This window comes from Citrobacter sp. C348, from assembly GCF_047467975.1.
Taxonomy (GTDB): Bacteria; Pseudomonadota; Gammaproteobacteria; order Enterobacterales; family Enterobacteriaceae; genus Citrobacter; species Citrobacter gillenii.
The window spans coordinates 1-22,673 of the sequence record NZ_JASJUJ010000010.1; the positions used below are offsets into that span (position 1 = coordinate 1).

Sequence of the window (22,673 nt, forward strand, 5' to 3'; positions counted from 1 at the left end):
GGACGACTAACCAGACAGCCTACAGAGCGTTTAAATGATGCAAGGCAGGCAATCACCTTATCTACTCACAAAACCGCTTAAAATGGCTTAATTTCAATGGACAAAATTGTCCAGAGAAAACTATTCTTTCTCGGGGATTTCCCCGAGAAAGTGAGGAGTATTCCCGCTAGACAAATTTGTCCAGCGCTATGAATACTACGTACTCCTGTGTATGTTCTTGCTTGCTGCTATCACAACAGTTTCATACAATAACTACCTGCACAAGCTCGCAACTGGTTGTTTTTAATATTCATACCGAATATCAAACTGTGATCCCGCATGAATTCCCCCCACCCGCGTAGACGATGAACGGTGCTTACTGGCGTGGTTTCAAATGGTTTTCCAGCCACGGCAGCATCTGTTTTTTACGACTCAGCATCCCTTCAACCTTGCAGGGCTGCGCGATATCTGTCAGTTCTTTTCCGGCAAACCACAGGCTGGTGTCGCCTTTGTTGATATCCGTCAGCATCAGCACGACCAGCGCAGCATGGCGTTCCTCAGCATAGCGCACCATTTCCGCACGCAAATCGTCCAGCACCGGCGCCACCTGATCCAGTGCGTAAAGCTCGAGCTGCGCCACGCAGACCTGGTGCCCATGAATCGTGAACGTTTTGCAATCTTTATTGAGAAGTTGCCGGGCGCTCATCCCCTCCACGCTGGTTTTAGCTGATAGCAGGTCGCGGCAGAATGCCTCCCGATCAACTCCCGTTTTTTCGACCAACGCGTCCACCGCCTGGCAGTCGTCTGCCGTAGTGGTAGGTGAGCGTAGCGTGACAGTGTCACTCAAAATGGCCCCCAGCAGCAACACGGCCTCGGAGGAAGAGATCTGGCGACGCTCCTCTTCCGACATTAGTTGCCATAACAGCGTCGCGCTACTGCCAACCGGTTTCACCCACACTTCAGGTGGTAAACGTGTCACCAACCCACCGAGGCGGTGATGATCGATAATACCAACGACATTACTCTCAGCCAGAGAGTCTGGACCCTGAGCGGGTTCGGTAAAATCCACCAGCCAGACATCGCTGTCGGTCAACGGAAACGTCAGCAGTTCGGGCATCGAGAGTCCCGCGTGCTGAAAAATAAATTGTGTTTCACGGTTAGGTTCACCCGCGCGCCATGCCGTCGCTTGCTGCCCGCGTAAGGTTAGCCAGCGCGCAGTCATCGCGGCGGTGCAGATGGCATCGCTATCAGGATTAAGGTGCCCTATGACATGTATCATTAATCAGTGCCTGTAATGTGAAGAGAACAATAGCCAAAGTATAACGACCGGGTACATTCCCTTCCATGATCCCGCTACGCAGTCAGGCTGTACAAAACATAAGCAAAACAAATCAGTTGTAAGTAAAACACGATAAATGTTAATAATATTTTGCTATCAGGTTATCAAAAACCAACAACTTTACTTGCTACCGATACGGCTCTGTTTTTAACATCGCTTATGGAAAAAAATGTTCTGTTCAATCAGCGTATTCGCTTGCGCCATCTTCACACTTTTGTCGCCGTTGCCCAACAGGGGACGCTGGGGCGCGCGGCTGAAACCCTAAATCTGAGTCAACCGGCCCTCTCCAAAACACTCAACGAACTGGAGCAACTGACCGGGACACGCCTCTTCGAGCGCGGTCGCCTTGGTGCGCAGTTAACGCTCCCCGGCGAACAGTTTCTTACCCATGCGGTAAGAGTTCTGGACGCGCTCAATACCGCCGGTCAGGCATTAAATCGTCGCGAAGAAACACATAATGATGTCGTGCGTATCGGGGCACTGCCGACGGCTGCACTGGGTATTCTTCCCGCCGTCATTGGTCCGTTCCACAAGCAGCAAATGGAGACCACGCTGCAGGTTGCCACCATGAGTAACCCGATGATCCTCGCCGGATTAAAATCCGGGGAAATAGACCTCGGCATTGGCCGGATGGCCGATGCGGAACTTATGGTCGGGCTGAACTACGAATTATTATTTCTCGAGTCGCTCAAACTGGTGGTGCGTCCTAACCACCCGCTGTTGCAGGAAACCATCACGCTAAGCCGGGTGATGGAGTGGCCGGTCGTGGTATCGCCAAAAGGTACCGCGCCGAGACAGCATGCGGAAGCCCTGCTGCAAAGCCAGAGGTGCGAACTGCCGCGAGGGTGTATTGAAACGCTGTCGGCATCGCTGTCGCGCCAATTGACGGTGGATTACGACTACGTATGGTTTGTACCGTCAGGCGCGGTGCGGGAAGATTTACGCCAGGCCACGCTGGTATCATTACCGGTACCGACGCAAGGGTCCGGCGAGCCCATTGGCATTTTGACCCGTAGCGACGTTCAACTCTCTACCGCCGCACAGATCCTCATTGGCGCAATACGCAAAACCATACCGTTCTGATTATGTAGGCAGACTTGTCGGTAACGACAGGTCTAGGTCTGCATACGTAAAAGCGCAATAAAATATTTGCGGAATATACCCAATAAACCGCACTTTTTCTTACAAGTAAATTAAGTAACACTTACTTTACTTGATATTTTTATCGAGAAATACCTGATGACATTCCCCAATATAACTCGCATATCTAAAATTTTCCTTTAAAATTCATAAGGAAATAGAAAAAATCAAACTATATATTGTATGACATAATACATTAACCCGTTAATAACCCCCTCCTAAATAAATTCTTAAAAAATAGCCCCCCCGCTCTCACCTACTGTTCAACTATATCCTGGAGCCATATAATCTTTACGTCATTTAATTTGTTATTAAGGAAAATAACATGAAATCTTTTACTTTTTTAAGTGTGGCAGCGGTTCTGGTTGCAGGTACAACTTTTCAGGTACAGGCAGCGGGTTCTGACTCAGCAAACATCGATTTTGTGGGGAACATTACAGCATCAACCTGTGATGTCAGCATTGATGGTGTTTCTGCATCAAAAGAAGTTCAGCTTCTTGATGTCACGGTCCCAGTCATGCAAGCTGCCGTCACTAATCCAGTGATGAAAACCAACTTCCAGATTACTGTTAAAAACTGCGCAACGGCACCCGCTGGCGGTAAAGTAAAGGGGCAATTTTCAACAACGGGAAATTTTAATAGCACAACCAAAGCATTGTTAAACACTGTTGCAGCGGGTGATAAAGATGCAGGCTTCCAGGTAGAAGAAACCAAAACGAATACTATTATCGATTTCAAATCTGCAACACCGCAGTCTGAAGCCGATTATGATGCCGATAACGGGGCAGTATTTGACTATACCGTTGGCTATATCTATTCAGGTTCCGGCACCCCACAAGTTGGACAAGTTAAGGCAAACACCACCTTTATAACGACCTATCCTTAATAGGGTAAGTAAAATTTTAAAAACTTAACAACCATACTGCAACCTAATCAATTTTTGGTTGCAGTAATTAACATCAGAAAAAACAATATGATTTCAAAGAAAGCATTCATGCTAATTATGTTTTCATCCGCCATTTCGTTCAGCTATTCGGCTACCGCCAGCCTGGTAATTAATGCAACTCGTGTTATTTATCTTTCTAGCGCCAAAGAAGCATTGGTCAAAATGGTTAATCAGGGCCAGCAACCTTTGTTAATACAGTCATGGTTAGATAACGGCCATGAAGATGTTGATCCACAAACCTTAGATGTCCCTTTTATCGCGTCTCCACCAGTCAGCCGCGTCGACCCCAAACAAGGACTCACCGTACGCTTAAACTGGGATGGTCAGCCTTTGCCCTCCGACCGTGAAAGTGTTTACTGGTTTAACGCGCTTGAAATCCCCGGTAAAAACAAAGATGCAGCCAAATCAAATCAACTGCAAATTGCGCTTAAAACGCGTATCAAAGTGTTTTACCGACCGGTCACCCTTCCTGGTTCGGCTGACGAGGCCATTCAACACCTGAAATGGAGTCTGGCAAACAAGGACAAACAAATCTGGGCGACGGCAAAAAATGACTCCCCTTACTTTGTCTCGCTGGTAGGTGCAAACATTATCTCTGGGGGTAAAAAATACAGTATTGAACCCGATATGGTCGCCCCCTTTTCCAGCGCAAGCTATGAGGTGAAATCACTCACTACCCCGCGTTTTGAATCCGTGTCATGGACTGCTGTCAATGATTACGGCGGTAACGTTGACGCAACAGGAAAATAGTAAAATTCGCGCAAGGATTGCCCTAATGTCGATGTCAAAACGCCGCCTGGCTACCTCTGTATGGATATTGTTGGTTATTTGTCAGACAGGATTTGCTGACGATAACTACATCGAATTCAACGATGACTTTATCTTTAGCAACGCAGGTAAAAAATCGACAATCGACGTATCGCAATATGCGCACGGCAACCCGGTGAAACCGGGTATTTATACCGTATCTATATGGATTAACGGTGAGCAACAGCAGACGGCAAAGATCCGGTTTATTGATAATCACACCCCGAACGCGTCTCCCTGTCTGACTCGCGAAGTGCTCGATGAAGCGAATGTCGATGTAAGCAAACTCCCCACGGAAAATGCAGACGAAGGTGAATCACAATGCTACATGCTGGCAGACTATTACCCCTCATCCAGCGTGAGTTACGATCCCAACTCGCAGATCCTGATGCTCACCATTCCACAGCTGTTTCTCGTCAGCCACCCGGCGGGTTATGTTAACCCTGCACGCTGGGATGCCGGGATACCTGCAGCAATACTGAACTGGAGCTTCAGCGGCTATCACAGTGAAAATGAGGGCAGCACCTCTGACAGTGGTTATCTGGGGCTTGGCTACGGTCTCAATCTGGGAGCATGGCGGTTACGCTCCAGCGGCGCGCTGAACTGGACAAAAGACGAGAGCGCAACCTGGGACAACTACGACCTCTATCTGGCACGCGATTTACCGTCCATCCGTGCGCAAATGGAACTGGGCCAGGTGACCTCTCGTAGCGAAGTGCTGGATAGCATCGGCATTAAAGGCGTACACCTTTATAACGACAAACGAATGGATCCCCATGATGGGCGATACGTCCCGGTCATCAACGGCGTAGCGAACAGTAATGCTAAAATTACCGTACGACAGCAGTCGCGCATCATCTATGAAACCACCGTTCCCCCAGGTCCTTTTGCCCTGAAAGATTATTATTTGGCAATCAACGGTGCTGACCTCGACGTTACCGTAGAAGAGGCTGATGGCTCAAAGCGCATGTTTACCGTGCCTTATGCTTCGGTCGCGCAATTAATGACTAAAGGCGAAGTTGACTGGGATTTTGCCGCCGGGACATTAGATGATGACGGCGACGATGATTCCCCGTGGGTGCTCACCACCAACGGTAATTATGGATTGAGCGATATTTTCACGCTATATGGCGGCATACAGTCAATGGAAGAAGACTACCTGGCTGGGATGCTGGGTCTTGCTATGAATACCCGCCTTGGCGCTATTGCAGTCGATGTTATCCACTCTCGCGCGTCATTTGATGATATTGGTGTCCTGCAAGGACAGAGTTACCGTTTAAGCTACAGTAATGTCCTAGAGGCAACACAGACTAACTTCAGCTTTAGCGCCTATCGTTACAGTACCAGAGACTATCTCTCGCTTAATGACGCCATCTCTTTGCAAAATAGTATCGATAGCTATAGCGACGATCACGATACTAACCCTAACGATGCGTATCGCAACAACTACAGCCATTCTAAAAATGAGCTACAGGCTAACATCAATCAACCCATTACCCTTAACGGCGAAGATTACGGCGCATTTTATCTCAGCGGCACCTGGACGAGTTATTGGGGTAACTCAGACAAAACGTCTCAATATTCGCTGGGCTACAACAATACTTTCCGCTCCATCTCGTGGAGTATCTCGCTACAGCGCAGTTATAACGAATGGGGAGATGAAGATGACAGCCTGTACGTTGGGTTGAGCATTCCTTTTGGTAGTAATGCTCAGAACGATCAACCGACCTTCTCCAGTCTGAATCTCAGTGCCAATAGCAACTTTGGCGGCAACAACGGTTTCACCAGTACAGCCAGCGGCAACAGTAGCAACAATAGATGGAACTACAGCCTCAGTACCACCGCTAACCAGGACAGCCAGGAAGAGAACACCTATTCCGTAAGCGGGTATTCCACCTATAACGGCGCGCATGGGGCAACCAGTGTTTCCGCTACGGTCGATAAAAAACATAACCAGCAGTATTCCTTAAACAATAACGGCGGTGTGCTGTTACACAGCGGTGGATTGACGCTCTTACCGGGCAATGTCAATACACAAAGCGCCATCGCCCTTATTGAAGCGAAAGGTGCAGATGGTGCCACCACCAGCAATGGTTATGGCGAGATTGACAGCGCAGGATATGCCGTCGCTACCAGTCTTTCGCCTTATGCCGAGAATACCGTCGGATTGGATCTCAGCACCATCAAGGCGGACGTTGAAGTGAAAAACACCTCGGCTGCCGTGGTTCCGCGCGATGGTGCCGTGGTGAAAGTCACCTTCGCCACCCAGCAAGGTCAATCGGTATTTGTCACGCTCAGACGTAGTGATGACAGTTTCATTCCATTGGGCGCGAATATTCTCAATGAACAAGGTGAATCCGTTGGCGCAATGGGCCAGGCGGGCCGCGCCTTTTTACGCGGTATCGATCAACGTGGCAGTTTGAAGGTTATTTGGGGAAGCGACGCGGCAAGTTATTGCGATGTGACCTATCAAATCCCTGATGCACCCGCGATGATAGGAAAATCAATCCGTCTGGATACGTTAGCGTGTCAGATGCCAGGAGCCGGGAAATAGTTTATGCGCCAGGTAATGCTTGTATCTTTCCTAATATGTAGCCCGTCACTCTTTGCGGCGGATGTCACGGTCAACTTTAAGGCCAATTTGCTCGCCACAACCTGCTCCATCAATATTGTTGTCGGTTCAAGCAAAGCGGTGAACCAAACTATCGATTTTGGCGTATTAACATGGGCTGAAATAGAAGCTCAGGGTAGCAATACCCGGAAAGATTTTTCTCTGGAATACAGTGATTGCTATATCACGAAGTCCGGAACGAAAACCGCGCAGACGCTGAACTGGATGCAAACCTTACCAAAGGCCAGTTCTTCATGGAACGGATATCCTACAGAAATGAAAGGTGGCAAGGTGGGCGTGGCAGGCGTGCTGTATCGAACCAGCAATCTCAATACGCCGTTGCCACTCGGCGTAAACAATACTGAAAAAATAACCTGGAGCAGCACAGAGCGCAGCAACGGTAAGTTGCCATTGTCCCTATTACTACGCCCAACATCTTATCCAGGCACGCCTCAGACTTCAGGGATATACAGTGCGACATTAACATTCACCACGACCTATCAGTAGGAGCCAGCGTGAAATTTATACCCGCAGTCTTATTACTCATATCCACGCTGTTATGGGCCGAGACCAGTACCAACACCAATGTCTTAACGGTAAAGGCAGAAGTCGTCACCGGCAGTTGTTATATTGCCGCCTCCGACGTTAATTTAGGCGATATGGAGGCGAGTGAGTTTGCTGCCGGTGGCGCATGGGCCAACTTATCGGCAACCTCAGTGGGTAATGTGCCGACACAGTCGTTGAAGGTCAGCGCGCGCTGTGACTCCGGTTCCGTCGCCAAAACGCTGGTGTTAAGCTTTAAGCCGCAAAAAGCACAACTCAACGGCAACCAGATATTCCCGAATGAATATACCGGCCCTACGGGACAGGTAACGGCATCAACGGCGGCAGGCAATGTCGGGGTAGTGGTTTTTAGCAGCGCAAATGTTAATGTCCTCAAGAGTGACAACACTTCAGCCGTCAACTTCACCAATTATATTGGTTCTGCTACCGATACCGATTATACCTTTAAAGCTCGGTATCAAAGGGTGAATGCCGCAAAACCAGTCACACCAGGCGGTGTATTAAGCCAGGTACAAATTAGCGTGAGTTATAAATGAAAACATCCCGAAAACTGAAAAGTAAATTTATTTTGATTGCGCATTTATTATTTGTAACCGCCTCTCTATTGATGGGCATATTTTCACGCCAGGTTCAAGCCAGAGAGTGTTATTTTACAAATGTTAATACCGCCATTATAAACGCAGGAACTTTAACCGTAAGCAGTTTTAGTCCATCGAACACAACCCCTACATTATTAGGAACTGTTTCTGGTGGCAAGGTCGCTGACGTTAATTGCGACAATGGTAATGATGGCTCTGATTGGTATGGATGGGCCTTAAATACGCAAGGTGTTCAATCCGACAGTTATACTACTAACGCCTATACCTATAATAGAGGCTTTTGGCCAACAACAATACCTGGAATATATTACGCTGTATATATAAAAGCATCCGATTATAAAAATGTTTATCTACCTTCCTCAACCGCAGTTACTCGCCTGCTTGACTATGCTTGGGATCCCATGCACTACAATGCATATTTAACTATAGAAATTTGGCAGCGAGGGACAGTTTCTGCCGTAGGTGACGCCCATCCAGCTATCAGTGGTGAACTTGGTCGGTTCCGTGCTGGCTCGGCAAGTAATACGGATCAACAGATTCCCGTTTTATTAAATAACTCATCTTTCACCGTTAGATTTGCTACTCCAACCTGCAATTTGTCCGTCTCTCCTACTACTATCGATTTTGGCGATGTTGGTAATGAAAAACCGCGAGTAAACTTCACTTTAAAAAACAGCAACTGCATTAATGCTTCGAGTGTTACCCTAAAGCTAACGTCTACGAAGGCAATATACGACAACTCTAACTTATCAATTCTCGCCAATACCACCACCGGAACATCCGCTGCGGGTGGTCGAGGCGTTGCGATTTCCTGGGAAGACTCATCGAGAAAATACCTCTCGGCGAATGACAGCAATTCTTCGGTTACTATTAATTTTGGCAGTATCGTTTCATCGAAAGATATTCCCATGGCAGCATTGCTCACCTGCACTTCAGCCAGCAATAACAGTACCTGTGATCATTATACCCCCGGTGCGTTCACGGCCTCAGGGGTCATCAGCGCAACCTATAAGTAGGCGAGTCACCCGGTAATTCAGAGAACCGAATTACCGGATTGCTGACCTATTAGAAAGTTTCCCAATTATCCGTGTTTATCGCACTTGACCGTGGAGTTGAAGATGCTGGATTAACAACGGCTGCAACGCGTTTTATCGCACTTGTGCCCTGCAAGCGAAAGGTGCCAACCGCCTGGGTTAAGCGTGCCGCCTGCTCTTCCAGCGAGGCCGCTGCGGCAGACGCTTCTTCGACCAGCGAGGCGTTTTGCTGCGTGACTTTGTCCATCTCTGAAATCGCCTGGCTCACCTGCACGATGCCCCGACTTTGCTCATCGGAGGCGGCAGCGATCTCCAGCATAATATCGGTCACGCGTTTTACCGCATCGACGATATCCGTCATGGTATTGCCTGCAGCCACCACTTCCCCGGAACCCTGATCAATCAACCGTACAGATTCGCTGATCAATCCTTCAATCTCTTTTGCTGCCTGGGCACTACGGCTTGCCAGTGTACGCACTTCGCTGGCCACCACCGCAAAGCCGCGCCCCTGCTCGCCTGCTCGCGCCGCTTCCACCGCTGCATTCAGCGCCAGGATGTTGGTCTGGAAAGCAATGCTGTTGATGACTGCGGTAATTTCAGAGATTTTCTTCGAGCTGGTCGAAATGTTGCCCATGGTATGAACCACGCCAGAAACCATCTGACCACCCCGACTGGCTTTGCCGGAAGCATCTTCCGCCAGTTTGCTGGCATGATGCGCGTTATCAGCGTTCTGTTTCACCGTAGCCGTCAGCTCTTCCATACTGGCCGCCGTCTGTTCAATCGCCGCAGCCTGTTCTTCCGTGCGCGATGACAGGTCCGTATTCCCCATAGAGATTTCACTGGTCCCGCGATAGATTTCTTCTGCCCCCTGACGCACGGTCCCCACGGTTTTAACCAGAGACTGCTGCATGGTCTGCAAATGACGGCTCAAACGACCAATCTCGCTACGTCCGGTAGGTTCATCCTGCATGGTCAGATCGCCCGCAGAGATTTGCTCAATACGTTTGGCTGCACGCAGCAGCGGATGGATCACGGTACGACGCAGCACCATAAACGTCATCAGCGTTAAGGCCAGTGCCAGACCGAATGCGCCCAGCATAAAGACCATGCCAAGCTGGGTGCGATGATGGGCCTGCTCACTGAGCTGGTTTGCCCTTGCGGTGCGGATCTCAATGGCCTTCAGCAGCGCTTTGTTGTAGGCGGTATCCAGCGGTCTGGCCTGTTCATTTTCATGGTTAATGATCGCTTCAAACATGCCGTTTTTGGCGTACTTGAGCATCGGCTGCAAACCGTCAATATAGGCTTTAAAACTGGCGCTCAGTTCAGCGTCCAGCGCTTCATCTGCCGGCGTTTTCACCGCCCGAGACAGATAGGCATTAAAGCCCTCCTGCGACTGCTTAATCCGCTTTTCCGCCTCCGCAATATTGGCCTTCATATCGTCCATTTCGGCAATACGACTCGCCGCACCAGCATGGATCATATTGATACGCGAGGTGCGCAAGTGGTTAGAGCTGTTCGATAACCCCATCCTGACCTGAATTTCATCAGTCACATCGCGCTGATCGCGGTCGGCCTGCATAAGAAAATAGCTCGCCAGCCCGGAACTTAAGGCGAACAGCAGAAGGATGCCACCGAGAATGGAGGAAAACAGCGGAACCAGTCGGATTTGATGCAGGAAGCCCAGTTTATGCTGGGCCTGCATCGATGTTGTGTTGTCCATGACCGTCGACTCTCTTGTAGGGTTTATGCGTGAAAACACGCCCGATAGATAGTCATCGGCAATCCGCCAGGATTGCTTACCGCGAAAAGCGCCGGTTTCGTCACACTTTCACAACATCATTCTAAAAAATTCAGGAAAGTGCCAGCGGAGAGTTCCGCTGGCGGATGGATCAGTTATCGCCAAAGTGGATAACAGTACGAATAGACTTACCCTGATGCATTAAATCGAACGCCTCGTTGATCTGCTCCAGCGGCAGGCGATGCGTAATAAACGGATCTAACTGAATTTTCCCGCTCATTGCGTCTTCGACCATGCCCGGCAACTGCGTACGCCCTTTTACACCACCAAATGCGGAGCCGCGCCAGACGCGTCCGGTCACCAGCTGGAACGGACGTGTTTTGATCTCCTGCCCAGCGCCCGCCACGCCAATGATGATGCTCTCGCCCCACCCTTTGTGGCAGCACTCCAGCGCAGCACGCATCACGTTCACATTACCGATGCATTCAAAGCTGAAGTCCACACCGCCGTCGGTAAGCTCAACAATCACATCCTGCACCGGCTTATCGTAATCGTTCGGATTGATGAAATCGGTCGCACCCATTTCACCGGCCAGCTTGAATTTCTCCGGGTTGGTATCGACCGCTAAAATGCGCCCGGCTTTCGCCTGTACCGCGCCCTGGATCACCGCCAGACCGATACCGCCCAGACCAAACACCGCCACGGTGTCGCCTTCTTTTACTTTTGCCGTGTTATGGACGGCGCCTATCCCGGTGGTAACGCCACAACCCAGCAGACAGACTTTGTCCAGCGGTGCCTGTGGATTGACCTTCGCCAGCGAGATCTCTGCGCACACGGTATATTCACTGAAGGTGCTGGTGCCCATGTAATGATAAATCGGCTCGCCGTTGTAAGAAAAACGCGTTGTGCCGTCTGGCATCAGACCTTTACCCTGGGTCGCGCGCACGGCCTGACAGAGGTTGGTTTTGCCCGATTTACAGAACTTACACTCGCCACATTCGGCGGTGTACAGCGGAATCACATGGTCGCCCGGTTGCAGGCTGGTGACGCCTTCACCCACTTCAACCACAATGCCGCCGCCTTCATGGCCCAGTACTGCCGGGAATACACCTTCCGGATCGTCGCCCGAGAGCGTAAATGCGTCGGTATGGCACACACCGGTGTGGGTGATTTTAACCAGCACTTCCCCTTTTTTTGGCGGCGCGACGTCGATTTCGACAATTCTTAACGGTTGGCCAGGGCCAAATGCAACTGCAGCACGTGATTTCATGTGTCTCTTCCCATTATTGCGAGGTGATGGTGTTATTTTAGATAAGCGCGCAGAAGATGGCCGATTTCAGCCATACGCACGGCACGCTGGTCCGGGGTAGTCTCCCCGCTGACCAGTTCATCCTTCAGGTGGATCTCAACCATTTCGCCCATCAGGCCGTTGGATGCGCCGCGTACGGCGGCAATTTGTTGCAGGATCGCCAGACAGGGTTCGCCGGACTCCAGCGCGCGCTCGAGCGCATCAACCTGCCCACGAATACGTCGTACACGAGTGAGAATGCGTTTTTTATCTTCAGGTGAATGCGGCATACGCCCTCCAGATACTGTAGGGGGGTATGGTATCAGATTTTTTAACGATTCGTAAAATTAATAAATTATCATTTTTTAGTAAGTTACATAAACGGCAACGCAGACACATTCACTATTCGATACGAATACCCCGGCGACCAACCGGGGATTTCCACTTTTTGAATACGCGATATTCTTTTCTAGTAAGAGGTTACTTATTCCGCAACTGCACACTCTGGTACACGAATGTCTTCAATTAGCCTGGAAAAACTTTTTATCGAACACATTCCCTGCATATTTTTCTCATCACATGCAGCAATCTCAACATCGACTTTCCCTGGAGGATTTTTCAGAGAAAAATGCTGCCTATCCCGCATACTCTTAAGCGTCTGATAAACAAACGAAACCTTAACCCAGTCAGTATTGTCACTGGCTCTATTCCATCTTTCGAAAACCAATTCACCTCCTGGAGGGGTATTATCCGGTTGACCAGGTAGCGACCAGGTAAGACCTAATGCCCCACTAATATTTGCAAGATTGGTATCATGACCAGCAATAAATAAGAGAGAAACAGGTAATTTAATACCGTAATTAAGGTCTGTTTGGTCATTTTTCACTAATGCAGTATTAATCAAATCCAGTAATGGAGTTGCCCTGGTACGGGCAACTGCTGGCGTTCTCTGCAAAAGGTCAAACTGAGCGTTATGCAGACTTAATAATTCTTTCCATTCTTTATCTCCCGTAATACGCCCCCAGGCTACTTGTGGTATTCCCTGGGCCTCCTGCAACAGAAATATTTCAGTCAGCGTGGAAGAAAGGCCCCAGGCACCTGGTAATGATACACTGTCAGGAGTTACCTTAAGCTCAGACGGTAAAGCCCCTGGCAATGTGCATTTCTCAGACGTCTCAGTAGTCTTACATATCTCCGATTGTGAGAAATTTAAAACAGTTTCTAAGGTCCGAAACGAAGGTTGATAACGCAGGGTATACAGTTCAATATTTCCGCCTGCCCGTTCCAGAATAGCTTTTTTAACCTTCAATGTATCAAACGAACACTTTCCCATTTTTACCGGATTAAAAAGAGGATCAGTTTTTTCGTCATCCTTCTGATAATGCACTTGAATTTGACACTTTGGTGCTAACCCAGCCAGAAACGCCTCACCCGTTTTACGGGTACGTTGATCCGTGTCTGCAATAACAGCAACCTGCCCCGTAGGTGGGCAAGTTTGATTATTTAGCAGACCTTTGCTAGCGAACCATAAACGTTGATACTGACCTAATTCAGAAACAAGTTCCCCACCACGAGGCGTTAACCATCCTAACGGGACATCCCATTGTGGCCATTGATAGGGTGTGACATTTTTCATTATCGGAGTGAACTTCGTAGGTGCCCTTACTCCATGACGGCTCACTATCACGACCCGCTCAAGCTTCATACCGTTCTGTTCTTCAGCACCTATCGAGAAAGAACCGCATAAGAGAGAAAAAAATAATAAGCGAATGATGAATATACTCATTACCAGCACCACCTTTTCGTAAGTGAAAAACAAGCAACTCGTATAAGTCAATTCGATAACTGATTCTATCGGATAGAAATAATCCTACTCCTGAGTTCACAACAATCCAACTTTTTAGAATATCTACCTTGTATCCTACCGAAGTATTAAATGAGCACTAATTTAGCCACGCCGGAAAGATGCCAAAAATTACGGAATCGTTGGTAATTTACAACGTTCTGTCGTTGAAAGGATGATTGAACCGGTATAAATAAACACGGGGGAAGCCTTTCAACTTCGGCCCGCAGCACATGGTTTAATCCCTGCGGTGTTCAGGGTATGGCTCAGAAATTAAAACGGAACCCGACACTGGCCGTGACAGGTGACTCTGTCTGCTTACCGTTTTCATAACGAGCTTCAGCCCAGACTCCTGCATTTGGCGTCAGTTGTGCACTGACACCCAGTCCGTATTTCCCGGTCGTTCCGGAGATGTCGTTCCTGAAGTCGTAGGTGTCATTAATCCGGACTTTGTTGTTGTCCGAAAATTCATGACTCACCGCCGCCGACAGGTACGGCTTGACTTCTTTTCCTCCAACGTCAAGGGTCATCCCCAGCTTCACGCCAGCCTCAGCCTGCAGGGATTTGGTCGCACCAATATTGGCTTTCATACCGTTATTCAGGCGGATATCCTTCTCATCCGCCCGGAATGCCGTCGTCCGCACGTATGGCTGCGCCCATGCATTCTCATTCAGACTGAAGGTTCTGCCCGCTTCGAGACTGCCACCGAAACCGTTCTGGCTGTAATCCCCTTTCACCGCCGTACCATCACTCATCCAGGTACGCAGCTCATTATCAAAGCGGTTGTATTTCAGCACACCGTCCACGTAGTAGCCGTCATTATCAAACCAGGTGGCATACAAACCACCGCCGGTGCTGTCGACCTTACTCTTTCCTCCACGCGCATGCTTAATGCTGTTGTCGCTGTAAGAGAAGAAGGCACCTACAGCTAAACTGCTCTCACCCAGGTCAAAGACCTTATCGGCGCCGGTTTCGAAACCGTTCTGGGTCAGGGTATAGCCCGAGCTGGCCCCACCGCTGATGCGGTTGTCTGACCCTGTATAACGGCCCCATACTCCGCCTGGTGCACAGGTATTCTGCATCACATCGCCATGACGGAAACGCAGATTATCCAGCTCGCTGTTGAAAACGTATGCCGGTGCTGTCGCCATACCCAGTATCGCGTCGGCCGATTTGGTTATACGACGCTCCGGAGACGACGATGTACCTGCATCTGGCTTACCTACGCCCGGGTTACCTGTACCTGGGTTACAGAACTCGTTTTCTTCGGCTAGCCGATCCGCCTACCCAAACGTGACGAGCCTCTTGGCTCCCTGATAACGGTAAAGCTTAGTTTCGTAACTGCTGCGCCAATTCCATCAACACAAACTGCAATTTATCTGACGACAATTTGCTGGCGAGCGTAGCGATAATATCAATTCTAGCCTTATCCATCCAAACGTTAGCGAGCTTTAAGACCAGCCCCCCCTGAATGACACCACCAGTTCCGAGAACGACTGTCATTCCGCCAATCTCATGGTGCAACACAAGAGCAGTGATGGTTGTCAAAACTACGATTGCAATCAAAACGCCAAAGTAGACGTTGAATAATTTACTGTTAGTGGCCTGCACCAAGCGCAAATCGTCACGTATCGATTGATCTGTACCGGTATCGACTTTGCCACCTAACGGTTTTGTCGCTGTGTGCTTTTGCAGGAATTCGATAAGCTTCATACTAATCCTCCTCCACGGTTCCTATCTGCTAATAGAATCGATTAGATCTCCTGCTCGTAAGAGGGCCTTCCAAAGCGGTATGTTTTCAATCTGCATCAAACTCAGCGCCGCATCCAATTTTGCCAGAGACAAACCGGCTAACACAGGCTCGCTGCTGCATACGCAAATTACCTGTGGATGTTGGCGACTGAAGGTTTCAGCTGGAATGGTAGAATTGCAGACGATCATATAGACAGTTCCGGCAAAGTCGTCAGGGAAGAGGTCAGTGAACTCCTCCGCAGTAAGCATCGCGTCGTGTGTTTCCAGTCTTAAGCACGACAACCCAAAATCAGACTGTAGTTCCTCACTCTTCCAGTGCGCGATCAAGACAATGTTATGATGTTGGGTAGTCGCGAGCGCAATATCAGTTGCTGTAGCTTCTCGAACAACCTGTATGCCTCGCGCCTCGATGTCCTCAAGCTTACGCGAGACAAAACTGGCCTCCTGGGAAAACAAAGACCAGGCATCGGACACTGAAGCTTTCAGCCGTTCCATGATGAAGCGGACAAAGTCTCCGTGCGGCCGCATCATGGAAGCCTCTATCCAGCGCACCTCATCAAGCGGGATGCAACAAAGGATTGTAACGTCAGGTGTTGGTATGATCTTCCGCATGTTTAATATCCTGAGCAATTGTCACGCTGTGAATCTTGTGGGTACGATCGTTGCCCTTTACCTTAAGCAGAACATTAATATTGAGATCATGAAAATCTTTCTGCAGGCTACGGCGTATAGCCGAGTGGAGGACATCTGGTGATACAGGCCCTTTCTGCATAATGAGTGTATCTGAGATCTTGTTCACAATCGCCTGGACTCTGGCAACCGACATATCCTTCACCATGAAGATGATCCACGCATACCACGGCGTTTTGTTTCGTACGGTAATCGGCACTTCGACGCGTATATAACCATCCCACTCGCCGCCCTTAATTGGTGTCACCTTAATGTCGCTGCGGTTGATGCGCAGGCCGTTATGTACGATTTTTTCGTTCAACATTTTCACTCGCTCGACAGAAACCAGAAAGTCGGAATCAGAGGCCAGTACTTTGTCAACTGAGTGTTTGTCACGGCGTAGCAACGTGGCTCTCACAAAGCTAAGCATTGCTTCCGTTTTCTCTTCTGCAATACCTTTGACCAGAATAGAAACTCCACCGTGGCCTTTTGCATTGGCAATAATTCCATTTGCAAGCGCATCAGTAGCTGCGGTCACGGAGTTGACATCCAAAGCACGAGAGGCCCCTGTTCTACTCAACGTAAACAAACCATTGCCGAAGTGCTCCATAATGATGGCGTCCTGGTCGTTTGCAGCTAATGCGGCCAGCGCCTTCTCTTCAGATGGTTTAAGTGCACGGACCTGATGCGTCACTTCGGCTACTTTCGTGGGCTTGAAATCCTCGGTGCGCCCAACCATACGGCGGATCGAGCTCAAAACCACAGGAGCTTCGGGACGAGCAGTTTTAAGGACTTTAGTAACATCAGCTTCAATCTGTACCTTACTCAGGTCCTTATGCGTACCAACTTCACGAGCGATCACCGGAAGTCGGTTACTGTCAGCAGGGCTATGATCAACGAGCCAGCTTCCATCGTCGACCTGACGCACCTGGATGTGACCTTTAGCCAGCGTTCCTTCAACGCGGAAACGAACCATCGGTGCCTCAATATTATGTCCACCGATGATCATTCCCCGTCCATGGGATTCGACGATATAGGCCGTATGATTACTCGTTGTCGTCACCTCAGGCACCAGTGAATTCCAACCCTCAGGCTGGCTCATTGCGATCTGAATCAGACCACTACGATTCAGTGCATAGCCTTGTTCCTGTAGCAACTCCTGCGCAAATTCAGGTCCCAAAGCGTCAGACAACGTGCTCCAGGCAGCATTTGCCCTAGCTTCATCAATAGCGGTAAGCTGCGATCTTAGCCTGAAAATTGCAGCCATATCCGCAAGAGCGTTTACCACCGCGCCGCCACTTGCTTTATTTGCGTCACGGAGTGATTGTGCAAGTTTCATCACGTTGTCAACATTTTTAGCGGTTAATTCATTATGTTGCATGATCAGTGACGCCAACTCGACATGGTTGTTGCTCCCAGTAGCATTTGTCCAATAGGTTGACAACTGGGTCCGCAATTGCGATTCGGACACGTCGCTTAACAAGTACTTCAGTTGGCTTCGAGTCACCTGGTCCAGCCAGGCGTTGAACTCCTTGTATCGCGTAGACACCGGCGGTTGTGGGGCAGTAACGTTGAACTGTCTGAAGATCTGATACAAGAGCGTATACTGTACTACCTTGGCTAAAGTAGAGTCCCCCGACTGTGCAAAGTATTCATACGCCGTTTCTTCCATGCCCCGCGGCCTGTTCTTTACGTCACCATAGATCACCGAGAGGGATCCCGTGCGCTGTGGCGCGATGACATCTAGTCCATCGATGGTCTGTCGGTAGGCGACACCGTCCGTATTCCAGTTGAACAGAAACTTGTCGCGGCCCTGTTCGACCTTATTCGCTGGCGTAGTGCCAAAAGGGTATGAGCGAGGCTTCGGATAATTGAACTTGACATACTGGACCTGCCCAGCCATGGACCAGCCCTTCAGCAACTGGTCAGCAATATTGAGTAAATTGCCGAACTCTGTATCTACCAACTGTGGACTCAACAATATGGGCGCGCGATCGATCCCATCGAGCCCCTTACCAGCAATAAGGTCTCTTCGTTCGTAGGACTGCTCAAGTTGGCGCTCGCCACTTCCAGCAAGGAGCAGGATGGTTTCGCTTCTGAGCGGAGACAGGTGCGCAAGGGGTTCCAGACGGGCGCGGGCCACGATCACCACTGACTGCTTGTTCGCTATAGCACCCAGAATTAGATCACCACCAGCTGCAAAGCGATGTATATCCCCACGATCCCGTTCATCCAGTGCTACACCGCGGTTAACGACCCAGACGATTAGAGAGCTATCATCACTCATGAACACGCCGTGCACACCACCGGTCAAGAGGTCGTTCAGTACCACCGACGGCGCAATAGGACTACTAGAAAACGTATGCTTACCATTGACGACCCAGTTGTACAGATCCTCTGCGGTGAACCTCACATCCAGGCTATGGCCCTGCATCTTGCGTGTAGGAACTGGCAGACGGATAACAGGAGCACCTTCAGTTGACCCAAAAGCTTCAATCTGGATCCTTGCCAACCTATCAGCCCAACCAGGCTGGTTTGTTTTGACTACAGTGCACACCAAGTCGCTTACTGTGCCACCAGACATCACAGTCCACTCTAGTGTCTTACAACCAGCACCATGTGCGCCAAGAATAACCTTAAGTCGGGCCAGGCTCATCTGAGGTGCCGGCTCGGAAATTATTAGCGTTCTGGGCTTGTCTCCTGACTCCTGTGACAGTCCCACTACTTGCGTCTGGAAAGGTTGTGCAGTACGTAATTGTTTCCACGCCACTAATGATGCAACGTTCACAGTAGCGTGTCCGTTGGCCGCAAATGAAAGTAATGGACTGAACAGCAAAACCCCACTAATAAGCGCTTTGCATACAAGCCCACTATACTCATGCTGAAAATGTGACGTTATGTTGATCGCAGCGTTCTTCACTGTAGTTTTTTTTACTTGCCATAATAACCTCGATATTTAGAATTTATATTCTGTTGCGACATCATTTTTTGGCAAAATTTCATGGCGTTTATGATTATCACCGTAATGAAATATCACACCATTAACTTAAAGTATCTTTTCCATTTGTTAAAAAACGCGAGACGGCGGCCTATTAACATAAAAATAAATGTCAATATAAATAATTAATTAGCATTTTTGATGGTATTACTGATAATCTGCTTTACAACAAATCAATAAATATCCACACCATAAGTCGAGTAGGCTAATTTGTTTTTTCACTTTCTATTATAGATTATAGGTCGGTTAGCAGAGTAATAATTAACACTAATTTCGTATTTTTATAATACTCTAACGAGTTCAACACTTCGACCGCATCCAAAACACCTTGGATATTTTCTCGTAGTAGACTTTCTATAAACTAGCGCCCCGATGAGTCTGACTTTAAGTTTAGGAGATAAAAGCGGCTAATTTCAACGAGAGAACCGGCAGACAACTGTTCATCGTAGTTTCGTAGAGTACCCGGGGCAACTCGCCTATCACTTAAATAGCATTAATTCCATTTACTAATCAATCAATTAAAATACCAGTAGCAGATCCGAAAAACGCGTGGTATATCGTGGGGATAGCATTTCTCGTTTCATTTGCCACTGCTGTTCTATTCCCTGCCCGGCAAACCAGAGCGTTCCGCGCCCTTCTTTATTGAGCCTGTCCACCACGGTCATCAACTCCGCGCTGTTGCGTCGAGGGCCATTGTCCTCAAACAGATTCAACTGCGCCACGCCTGAACTGAAAAAATCCCCCAGCATCACGCCCGCTTTTTGATAGCGCAGCCCGTCTCGCCAGATAACGTCCAGGCAGCGTGTTGCCGCATTGATAATATCCCGACTATCCTGGGTGGGGATCAGCAATTTGGTCGACGCGCTATTAGCATAATAAGGTTCATTCAGGGCAAATGGACTGGTTTTAATAAACGCAGAGATAAACTGACAATACTGGTGTTCCCCGCGCAATTTTTCTGCTGCACGCGCGGCATAGGCGCAAATCGCCTCCCGCATGGCATTGTAATCCGTGAGCCTCTCACCAAACGATCTTGAGCAGATGATTTCCTGCTTCACCGCTGCAAACTCTTCAAACCCCAGGCAGGGTTCACCGCGTAGTTCACGTACGGTACGCTCCAGTACCACGCTGAAATGCTTGCGGATAACGTCAGTGTGGGTATCCGCCAGATCCAGCGCACTCTTGATACCCATCGCGTCGAGTTTCTTGCTGGTACGGCGACCAACGCCCCAAACATCATCGACCGGAAGCGCCGCCATCAGCTTACGCTGGCGTTCCCTGTTCGAGAGGTCCACCACTCCGCCCGTCTGCTGTTGCCACTTTTTGGCCGCATGGTTCGCCAGCTTCGCGAGGGTTTTGGTGGGCGCAATACCTACGCCGACGAGCAGATGTGTGCGCTTGTGTAGCGTGTGTCGAATTTCACGTCCAAACGCCGCCAAATTGCAGCAATTCATGACCCCAGAGAGATCACAAAACGCCTCATCAATTGAGTAGATCTCCACCCGTGGCGCGATCTCTTCCAGGGTGGTCATCACCCGCTGGCTCATATCGGCGTACAGTTCATAGTTGCTACTGAAGGTAACAATCCCATGCCGGCGGAAAATTTCTTTCTGTTTGAAATAAGGTGCACCCATTGTTACCAGCCCTTTGGCTTCGGCGCTGCGGGCAATGACGCAGCCGTCGTTATTCGATAGCACCACCACCGGGCGGCCTTTCAAATCCGGGCGAAACACGGTCTCACAGCTGGCATAGAATGCATTTACATCACAGAGCGCAAACATACTCACCCCGTCGATTTGACGATAAACGTCACAACACCAAAGATATCGAGCGTATCTTCACTGCTGATCCGAATCGGTGACCAGGCGCGGTTCATCGGATTAAGCTGCACGGTAGGTCTGAGCTGGAGACACTTTACTGTAAACTCACCGTCCACCGCGGCAATCACAATATCCCCGTGAGCGGCGGTTCTGGCGCTGTCAACAATCAACAGATCGCCCTCATTGATCCCGGCATCAACCATTGAATCGCCCGCCGCTTTCACAAAGTAGGTCGCGCTGGGGTGCTTGATCAACAAGGCATTCAGATCAATACGCTGCTCCACATAGTCCTGTGCCGGGCTGGGGAACCCGCACGCGACAACATCACTGAAAAGGGGTAGCGCGATCGCCTCGCGCGGTTCTGAAGGTCTGTACAACATCATGACGCATCCCTCACATACTGTTTTTATATACAGTAGTTGTAATGAGGCATGCAATCAAGTGATGGGAAGACGAGCGCTGTTTATTGCTTAACCACCTCACGTGTAAGTATGGGTTGCTGTTAAAAATATCGGTTTTGTAAATTATTTCGGGAGGCCCAAATGTTGACGTTTTTTTCAGCCAACCCACACCACCCTGGGGAAAATAACCGTCAGCCCCAGGACGTGCCAATTTTATGTAAAACTGATCGCTATGATTCACGCTGGCAAACCACAGGGATGGGTAAAAAGCCGTACCGGTTTTCTTGCAGATAGCGGCTCATATCCAGCATCCCATCTTCAGGAACGATCGGGCCAACGGCGTGCGCTTGTCCGCAGAAAATCAGCAGCAAAAGGGAGGTTTTTTTCATGGCGCGGTTCCTTCCGGCGGAATGGCAGGCGCGGCATACCAGTTTTCTTTCGGCACCCTCACCGCATCATCGGGTTGCAACACAAAATTCGGCGACATGATCTGTACGCTAAATTCGTTGAACACATCCTGAATATGGCTGTACAACGCGTTGCGCGCCTCAGCCAATGACTGCCCCGGTAGTAACCTGACCTGCAATTCATAAGAGACATACCAGTCCATTAATGCCAACTGGCGCACAAGCGGCGGCTGGGATAGATCGATTCCTTTTGCCCGCTTGGCAGCCAGTTCCAGCATGGCATGCACCTGCCGCCAGGGGGTGTCATAACCGATGGTGACACCGACAGTCAGATTGATACCGCCCCCCGAGTTTTGTGCGCTGAGATTGGTAATTTTGCCGCTGACCACCACCGCGTTCGGCACCGTGACGACGTAATTTTCACGGGTAATGATTTTGGTAGCGAGCATGCCTATCTCGCTCACCAGTCCTTCGTTATCCGCAACGCGAATAATGTCACCTTTACGTAGGGCGCGGGAGTAGATCAGCACCAACCCGCTCATGGCATGATTCATTACCCCTGCCGACCCGAGTGTCAGCATCAAACCAAAGAACACGCTAATCCCTTTGAACGCCAGTGAATCGGCGCCTGGAAGGAAGGGATAGGCTGCTGAAAGGGCGAACAACCACACCACTACGGAAATCAGCTTACGCGTCGCCCCCAAGTGCAGAGCATCCAAAAATAAGTGGCCCAAAACA

The 22,673-nt window shown here is 49.5% G+C and carries 18 protein-coding genes and 2 pseudogenes; 7 read left to right on the forward strand and 13 right to left on the reverse strand.

What is annotated here, in order from left to right; translation table 11 throughout:
• Positions 1-355: 355 nt before the first annotated feature.
• Positions 356-1,258 carry a manganese-dependent inorganic pyrophosphatase gene (locus tag QNN86_RS17700; RefSeq protein ID WP_181617004.1) on the reverse strand — a complete coding sequence of 301 codons (903 nt, stop codon included), beginning with the start codon at positions 1,256-1,258 and terminating at the stop codon, positions 356-358.
• A gap of 219 nt (positions 1,259-1,477) precedes the next feature.
• Here QNN86_RS17700 and QNN86_RS17705 point away from each other — a divergent pair, with 219 nt between their 5' ends.
• From QNN86_RS17705 to QNN86_RS17735, 7 genes are all read left to right on the forward strand, one after another.
• Complete coding sequence (locus QNN86_RS17705; RefSeq protein WP_220132979.1) at positions 1,478-2,401, forward strand: LysR substrate-binding domain-containing protein; 924 nt, start codon at positions 1,478-1,480, stop codon at positions 2,399-2,401.
• 382 nt (positions 2,402-2,783) lie between these two features.
• Entirely contained in the window at positions 2,784-3,344 is a 561-nt protein-coding gene (locus QNN86_RS17710; RefSeq protein ID WP_181617005.1) for a fimbrial protein, read from the forward strand.
• Positions 3,345-3,431: 87 nt separating this feature from the next.
• Positions 3,432-4,154, forward strand: coding sequence for a fimbria/pilus periplasmic chaperone (locus QNN86_RS17715; protein ID WP_279278052.1), 723 nt, complete (start codon positions 3,432-3,434; stop codon positions 4,152-4,154).
• Positions 4,155-4,179: 25 nt separating this feature from the next.
• Positions 4,180-6,765 carry an outer membrane usher protein gene (locus tag QNN86_RS17720; RefSeq protein ID WP_414211993.1) on the forward strand — a complete coding sequence of 862 codons (2,586 nt, stop codon included), beginning with the start codon at positions 4,180-4,182 and terminating at the stop codon, positions 6,763-6,765.
• 3 nt (positions 6,766-6,768) lie between these two features.
• The gene (locus QNN86_RS17725; RefSeq protein WP_181617007.1) at positions 6,769-7,329 is read left to right on the forward strand and encodes a fimbrial protein; all 561 of its coding nucleotides are present in this window, start codon (positions 6,769-6,771) and stop codon (positions 7,327-7,329) included.
• An 8-nt stretch (positions 7,330-7,337) separates the two neighbouring features.
• The gene (locus QNN86_RS17730; RefSeq protein WP_181617008.1) at positions 7,338-7,922 is read left to right on the forward strand and encodes a fimbrial protein StaF; all 585 of its coding nucleotides are present in this window, start codon (positions 7,338-7,340) and stop codon (positions 7,920-7,922) included.
• Positions 7,919-9,001 (forward strand): pilus assembly protein FimA, encoded by a 1,083-nt coding sequence (locus tag QNN86_RS17735; RefSeq protein WP_414211995.1) that lies wholly within the window; start codon positions 7,919-7,921, stop codon positions 8,999-9,001. Before QNN86_RS17730 ends, QNN86_RS17735 begins: the two co-directional genes overlap by 4 nt.
• Before the next feature lie 49 nt (positions 9,002-9,050).
• On the opposite strand, the gene QNN86_RS17740 is transcribed toward QNN86_RS17735, so the two are convergent.
• From QNN86_RS17740 to QNN86_RS17795, 12 genes and pseudogenes are all read right to left on the reverse strand, one after another.
• The gene (locus QNN86_RS17740; RefSeq protein WP_181617010.1) at positions 9,051-10,739 is read right to left on the reverse strand and encodes a methyl-accepting chemotaxis protein; all 1,689 of its coding nucleotides are present in this window, start codon (positions 10,737-10,739) and stop codon (positions 9,051-9,053) included.
• A 169-nt stretch (positions 10,740-10,908) separates the two neighbouring features.
• Complete coding sequence (locus QNN86_RS17745; protein WP_279278050.1) at positions 10,909-12,027, reverse strand: S-(hydroxymethyl)glutathione dehydrogenase/class III alcohol dehydrogenase; 1,119 nt, start codon at positions 12,025-12,027, stop codon at positions 10,909-10,911.
• A gap of 32 nt (positions 12,028-12,059) precedes the next feature.
• Positions 12,060-12,335: a metal/formaldehyde-sensitive transcriptional repressor gene (locus tag QNN86_RS17750; RefSeq protein WP_003833178.1), complete on the reverse strand. Its 276-nt coding sequence runs from the start codon at positions 12,333-12,335 to the stop codon at positions 12,060-12,062.
• A 194-nt stretch (positions 12,336-12,529) separates the two neighbouring features.
• Entirely contained in the window at positions 12,530-13,831 is a 1,302-nt protein-coding gene (locus tag QNN86_RS17755) for an AppA family phytase/histidine-type acid phosphatase (RefSeq protein WP_181617011.1), read from the reverse strand.
• 323 nt (positions 13,832-14,154) lie between these two features.
• Positions 14,155-15,138, reverse strand: a pseudogene (gene tibA, locus QNN86_RS17760) (autotransporter adhesin/invasin glycoprotein TibA); the annotation flags it as partial.
• Positions 15,139-15,217: 79 nt separating this feature from the next.
• Positions 15,218-15,601, reverse strand: a complete 384-nt coding sequence (locus tag QNN86_RS17765) for a hypothetical protein (protein WP_181617012.1) — start codon at positions 15,599-15,601, stop codon at positions 15,218-15,220.
• 21 nt (positions 15,602-15,622) lie between these two features.
• Positions 15,623-16,252 carry a hypothetical protein gene (locus QNN86_RS17770; protein WP_414211999.1) on the reverse strand — a complete coding sequence of 210 codons (630 nt, stop codon included), beginning with the start codon at positions 16,250-16,252 and terminating at the stop codon, positions 15,623-15,625.
• On the reverse strand, positions 16,227-18,893 hold the full coding sequence (locus QNN86_RS17775; protein WP_414212001.1) for a hypothetical protein: 2,667 nt from the start codon (positions 18,891-18,893) through the stop codon (positions 16,227-16,229). The genes QNN86_RS17770 and QNN86_RS17775 overlap by 26 nt, the downstream gene beginning before the upstream one ends.
• Positions 18,894-19,825: 932 nt before the next feature.
• Entirely contained in the window at positions 19,826-21,088 is a 1,263-nt protein-coding gene (locus QNN86_RS17780) for a Y-family DNA polymerase (RefSeq protein WP_181617015.1), read from the reverse strand.
• A 2-nt stretch (positions 21,089-21,090) separates the two neighbouring features.
• A complete protein-coding gene (locus QNN86_RS17785; protein WP_117342847.1) occupies positions 21,091-21,510 on the reverse strand; it encodes a translesion error-prone DNA polymerase V autoproteolytic subunit in 420 nt (139 codons plus the stop codon).
• Positions 21,511-21,758: 248 nt separating this feature from the next.
• Complete coding sequence (locus tag QNN86_RS17790) at positions 21,759-21,917, reverse strand: hypothetical protein (RefSeq protein WP_414212004.1); 159 nt, start codon at positions 21,915-21,917, stop codon at positions 21,759-21,761.
• A pseudogene (locus tag QNN86_RS17795) lies at positions 21,914-22,639 on the reverse strand (mechanosensitive ion channel family protein); the annotation flags it as partial. The gene QNN86_RS17790 and the pseudogene QNN86_RS17795, both read right to left, overlap by 4 nt.
• Positions 22,640-22,673: the final 34 nt, after the last annotated feature.

What these genes read in the sequence shown, in the direction of transcription:
- QNN86_RS17715 (WP_279278052.1), top strand. Translation starts at nt 3,432, where the DNA reads ATGATTTCAAAGAAAGCATTCATGCTAATTATGTTTTCATCCGCCATT.
- QNN86_RS17785 (WP_117342847.1), bottom strand. Translation starts at nt 21,510, where the DNA reads ATGATGTTGTACAGACCTTCAGAACCGCGCGAGGCGATCGCGCTACCC.
- QNN86_RS17700 (WP_181617004.1), bottom strand. Translation starts at nt 1,258, where the DNA reads ATGATACATGTCATAGGGCACCTTAATCCTGATAGCGATGCCATCTGC.
- QNN86_RS17745 (WP_279278050.1), bottom strand. Translation starts at nt 12,027, where the DNA reads ATGAAATCACGTGCTGCAGTTGCATTTGGCCCTGGCCAACCGTTAAGA.
- QNN86_RS17790 (WP_414212004.1), bottom strand. Translation starts at nt 21,917, where the DNA reads ATGAAAAAAACCTCCCTTTTGCTGCTGATTTTCTGCGGACAAGCGCAC.
- QNN86_RS17720 (WP_414211993.1), top strand. Translation starts at nt 4,180, where the DNA reads ATGTCGATGTCAAAACGCCGCCTGGCTACCTCTGTATGGATATTGTTG.
- QNN86_RS17755 (WP_181617011.1), bottom strand. Translation starts at nt 13,831, where the DNA reads ATGAGTATATTCATCATTCGCTTATTATTTTTTTCTCTCTTATGCGGT.
- QNN86_RS17765 (WP_181617012.1), bottom strand. Translation starts at nt 15,601, where the DNA reads ATGAAGCTTATCGAATTCCTGCAAAAGCACACAGCGACAAAACCGTTA.
- QNN86_RS17775 (WP_414212001.1), bottom strand. Translation starts at nt 18,893, where the DNA reads ATGTCTGGTGGCACAGTAAGCGACTTGGTGTGCACTGTAGTCAAAACA.
- QNN86_RS17725 (WP_181617007.1), top strand. Translation starts at nt 6,769, where the DNA reads ATGCGCCAGGTAATGCTTGTATCTTTCCTAATATGTAGCCCGTCACTC.
- QNN86_RS17705 (WP_220132979.1), top strand. Translation starts at nt 1,478, where the DNA reads ATGGAAAAAAATGTTCTGTTCAATCAGCGTATTCGCTTGCGCCATCTT.
- QNN86_RS17750 (WP_003833178.1), bottom strand. Translation starts at nt 12,335, where the DNA reads ATGCCGCATTCACCTGAAGATAAAAAACGCATTCTCACTCGTGTACGA.
- QNN86_RS17740 (WP_181617010.1), bottom strand. Translation starts at nt 10,739, where the DNA reads ATGGACAACACAACATCGATGCAGGCCCAGCATAAACTGGGCTTCCTG.
- QNN86_RS17780 (WP_181617015.1), bottom strand. Translation starts at nt 21,088, where the DNA reads ATGTTTGCGCTCTGTGATGTAAATGCATTCTATGCCAGCTGTGAGACC.
- QNN86_RS17770 (WP_414211999.1), bottom strand. Translation starts at nt 16,252, where the DNA reads ATGCGGAAGATCATACCAACACCTGACGTTACAATCCTTTGTTGCATC.
- QNN86_RS17710 (WP_181617005.1), top strand. Translation starts at nt 2,784, where the DNA reads ATGAAATCTTTTACTTTTTTAAGTGTGGCAGCGGTTCTGGTTGCAGGT.
- QNN86_RS17735 (WP_414211995.1), top strand. Translation starts at nt 7,919, where the DNA reads ATGAAAACATCCCGAAAACTGAAAAGTAAATTTATTTTGATTGCGCAT.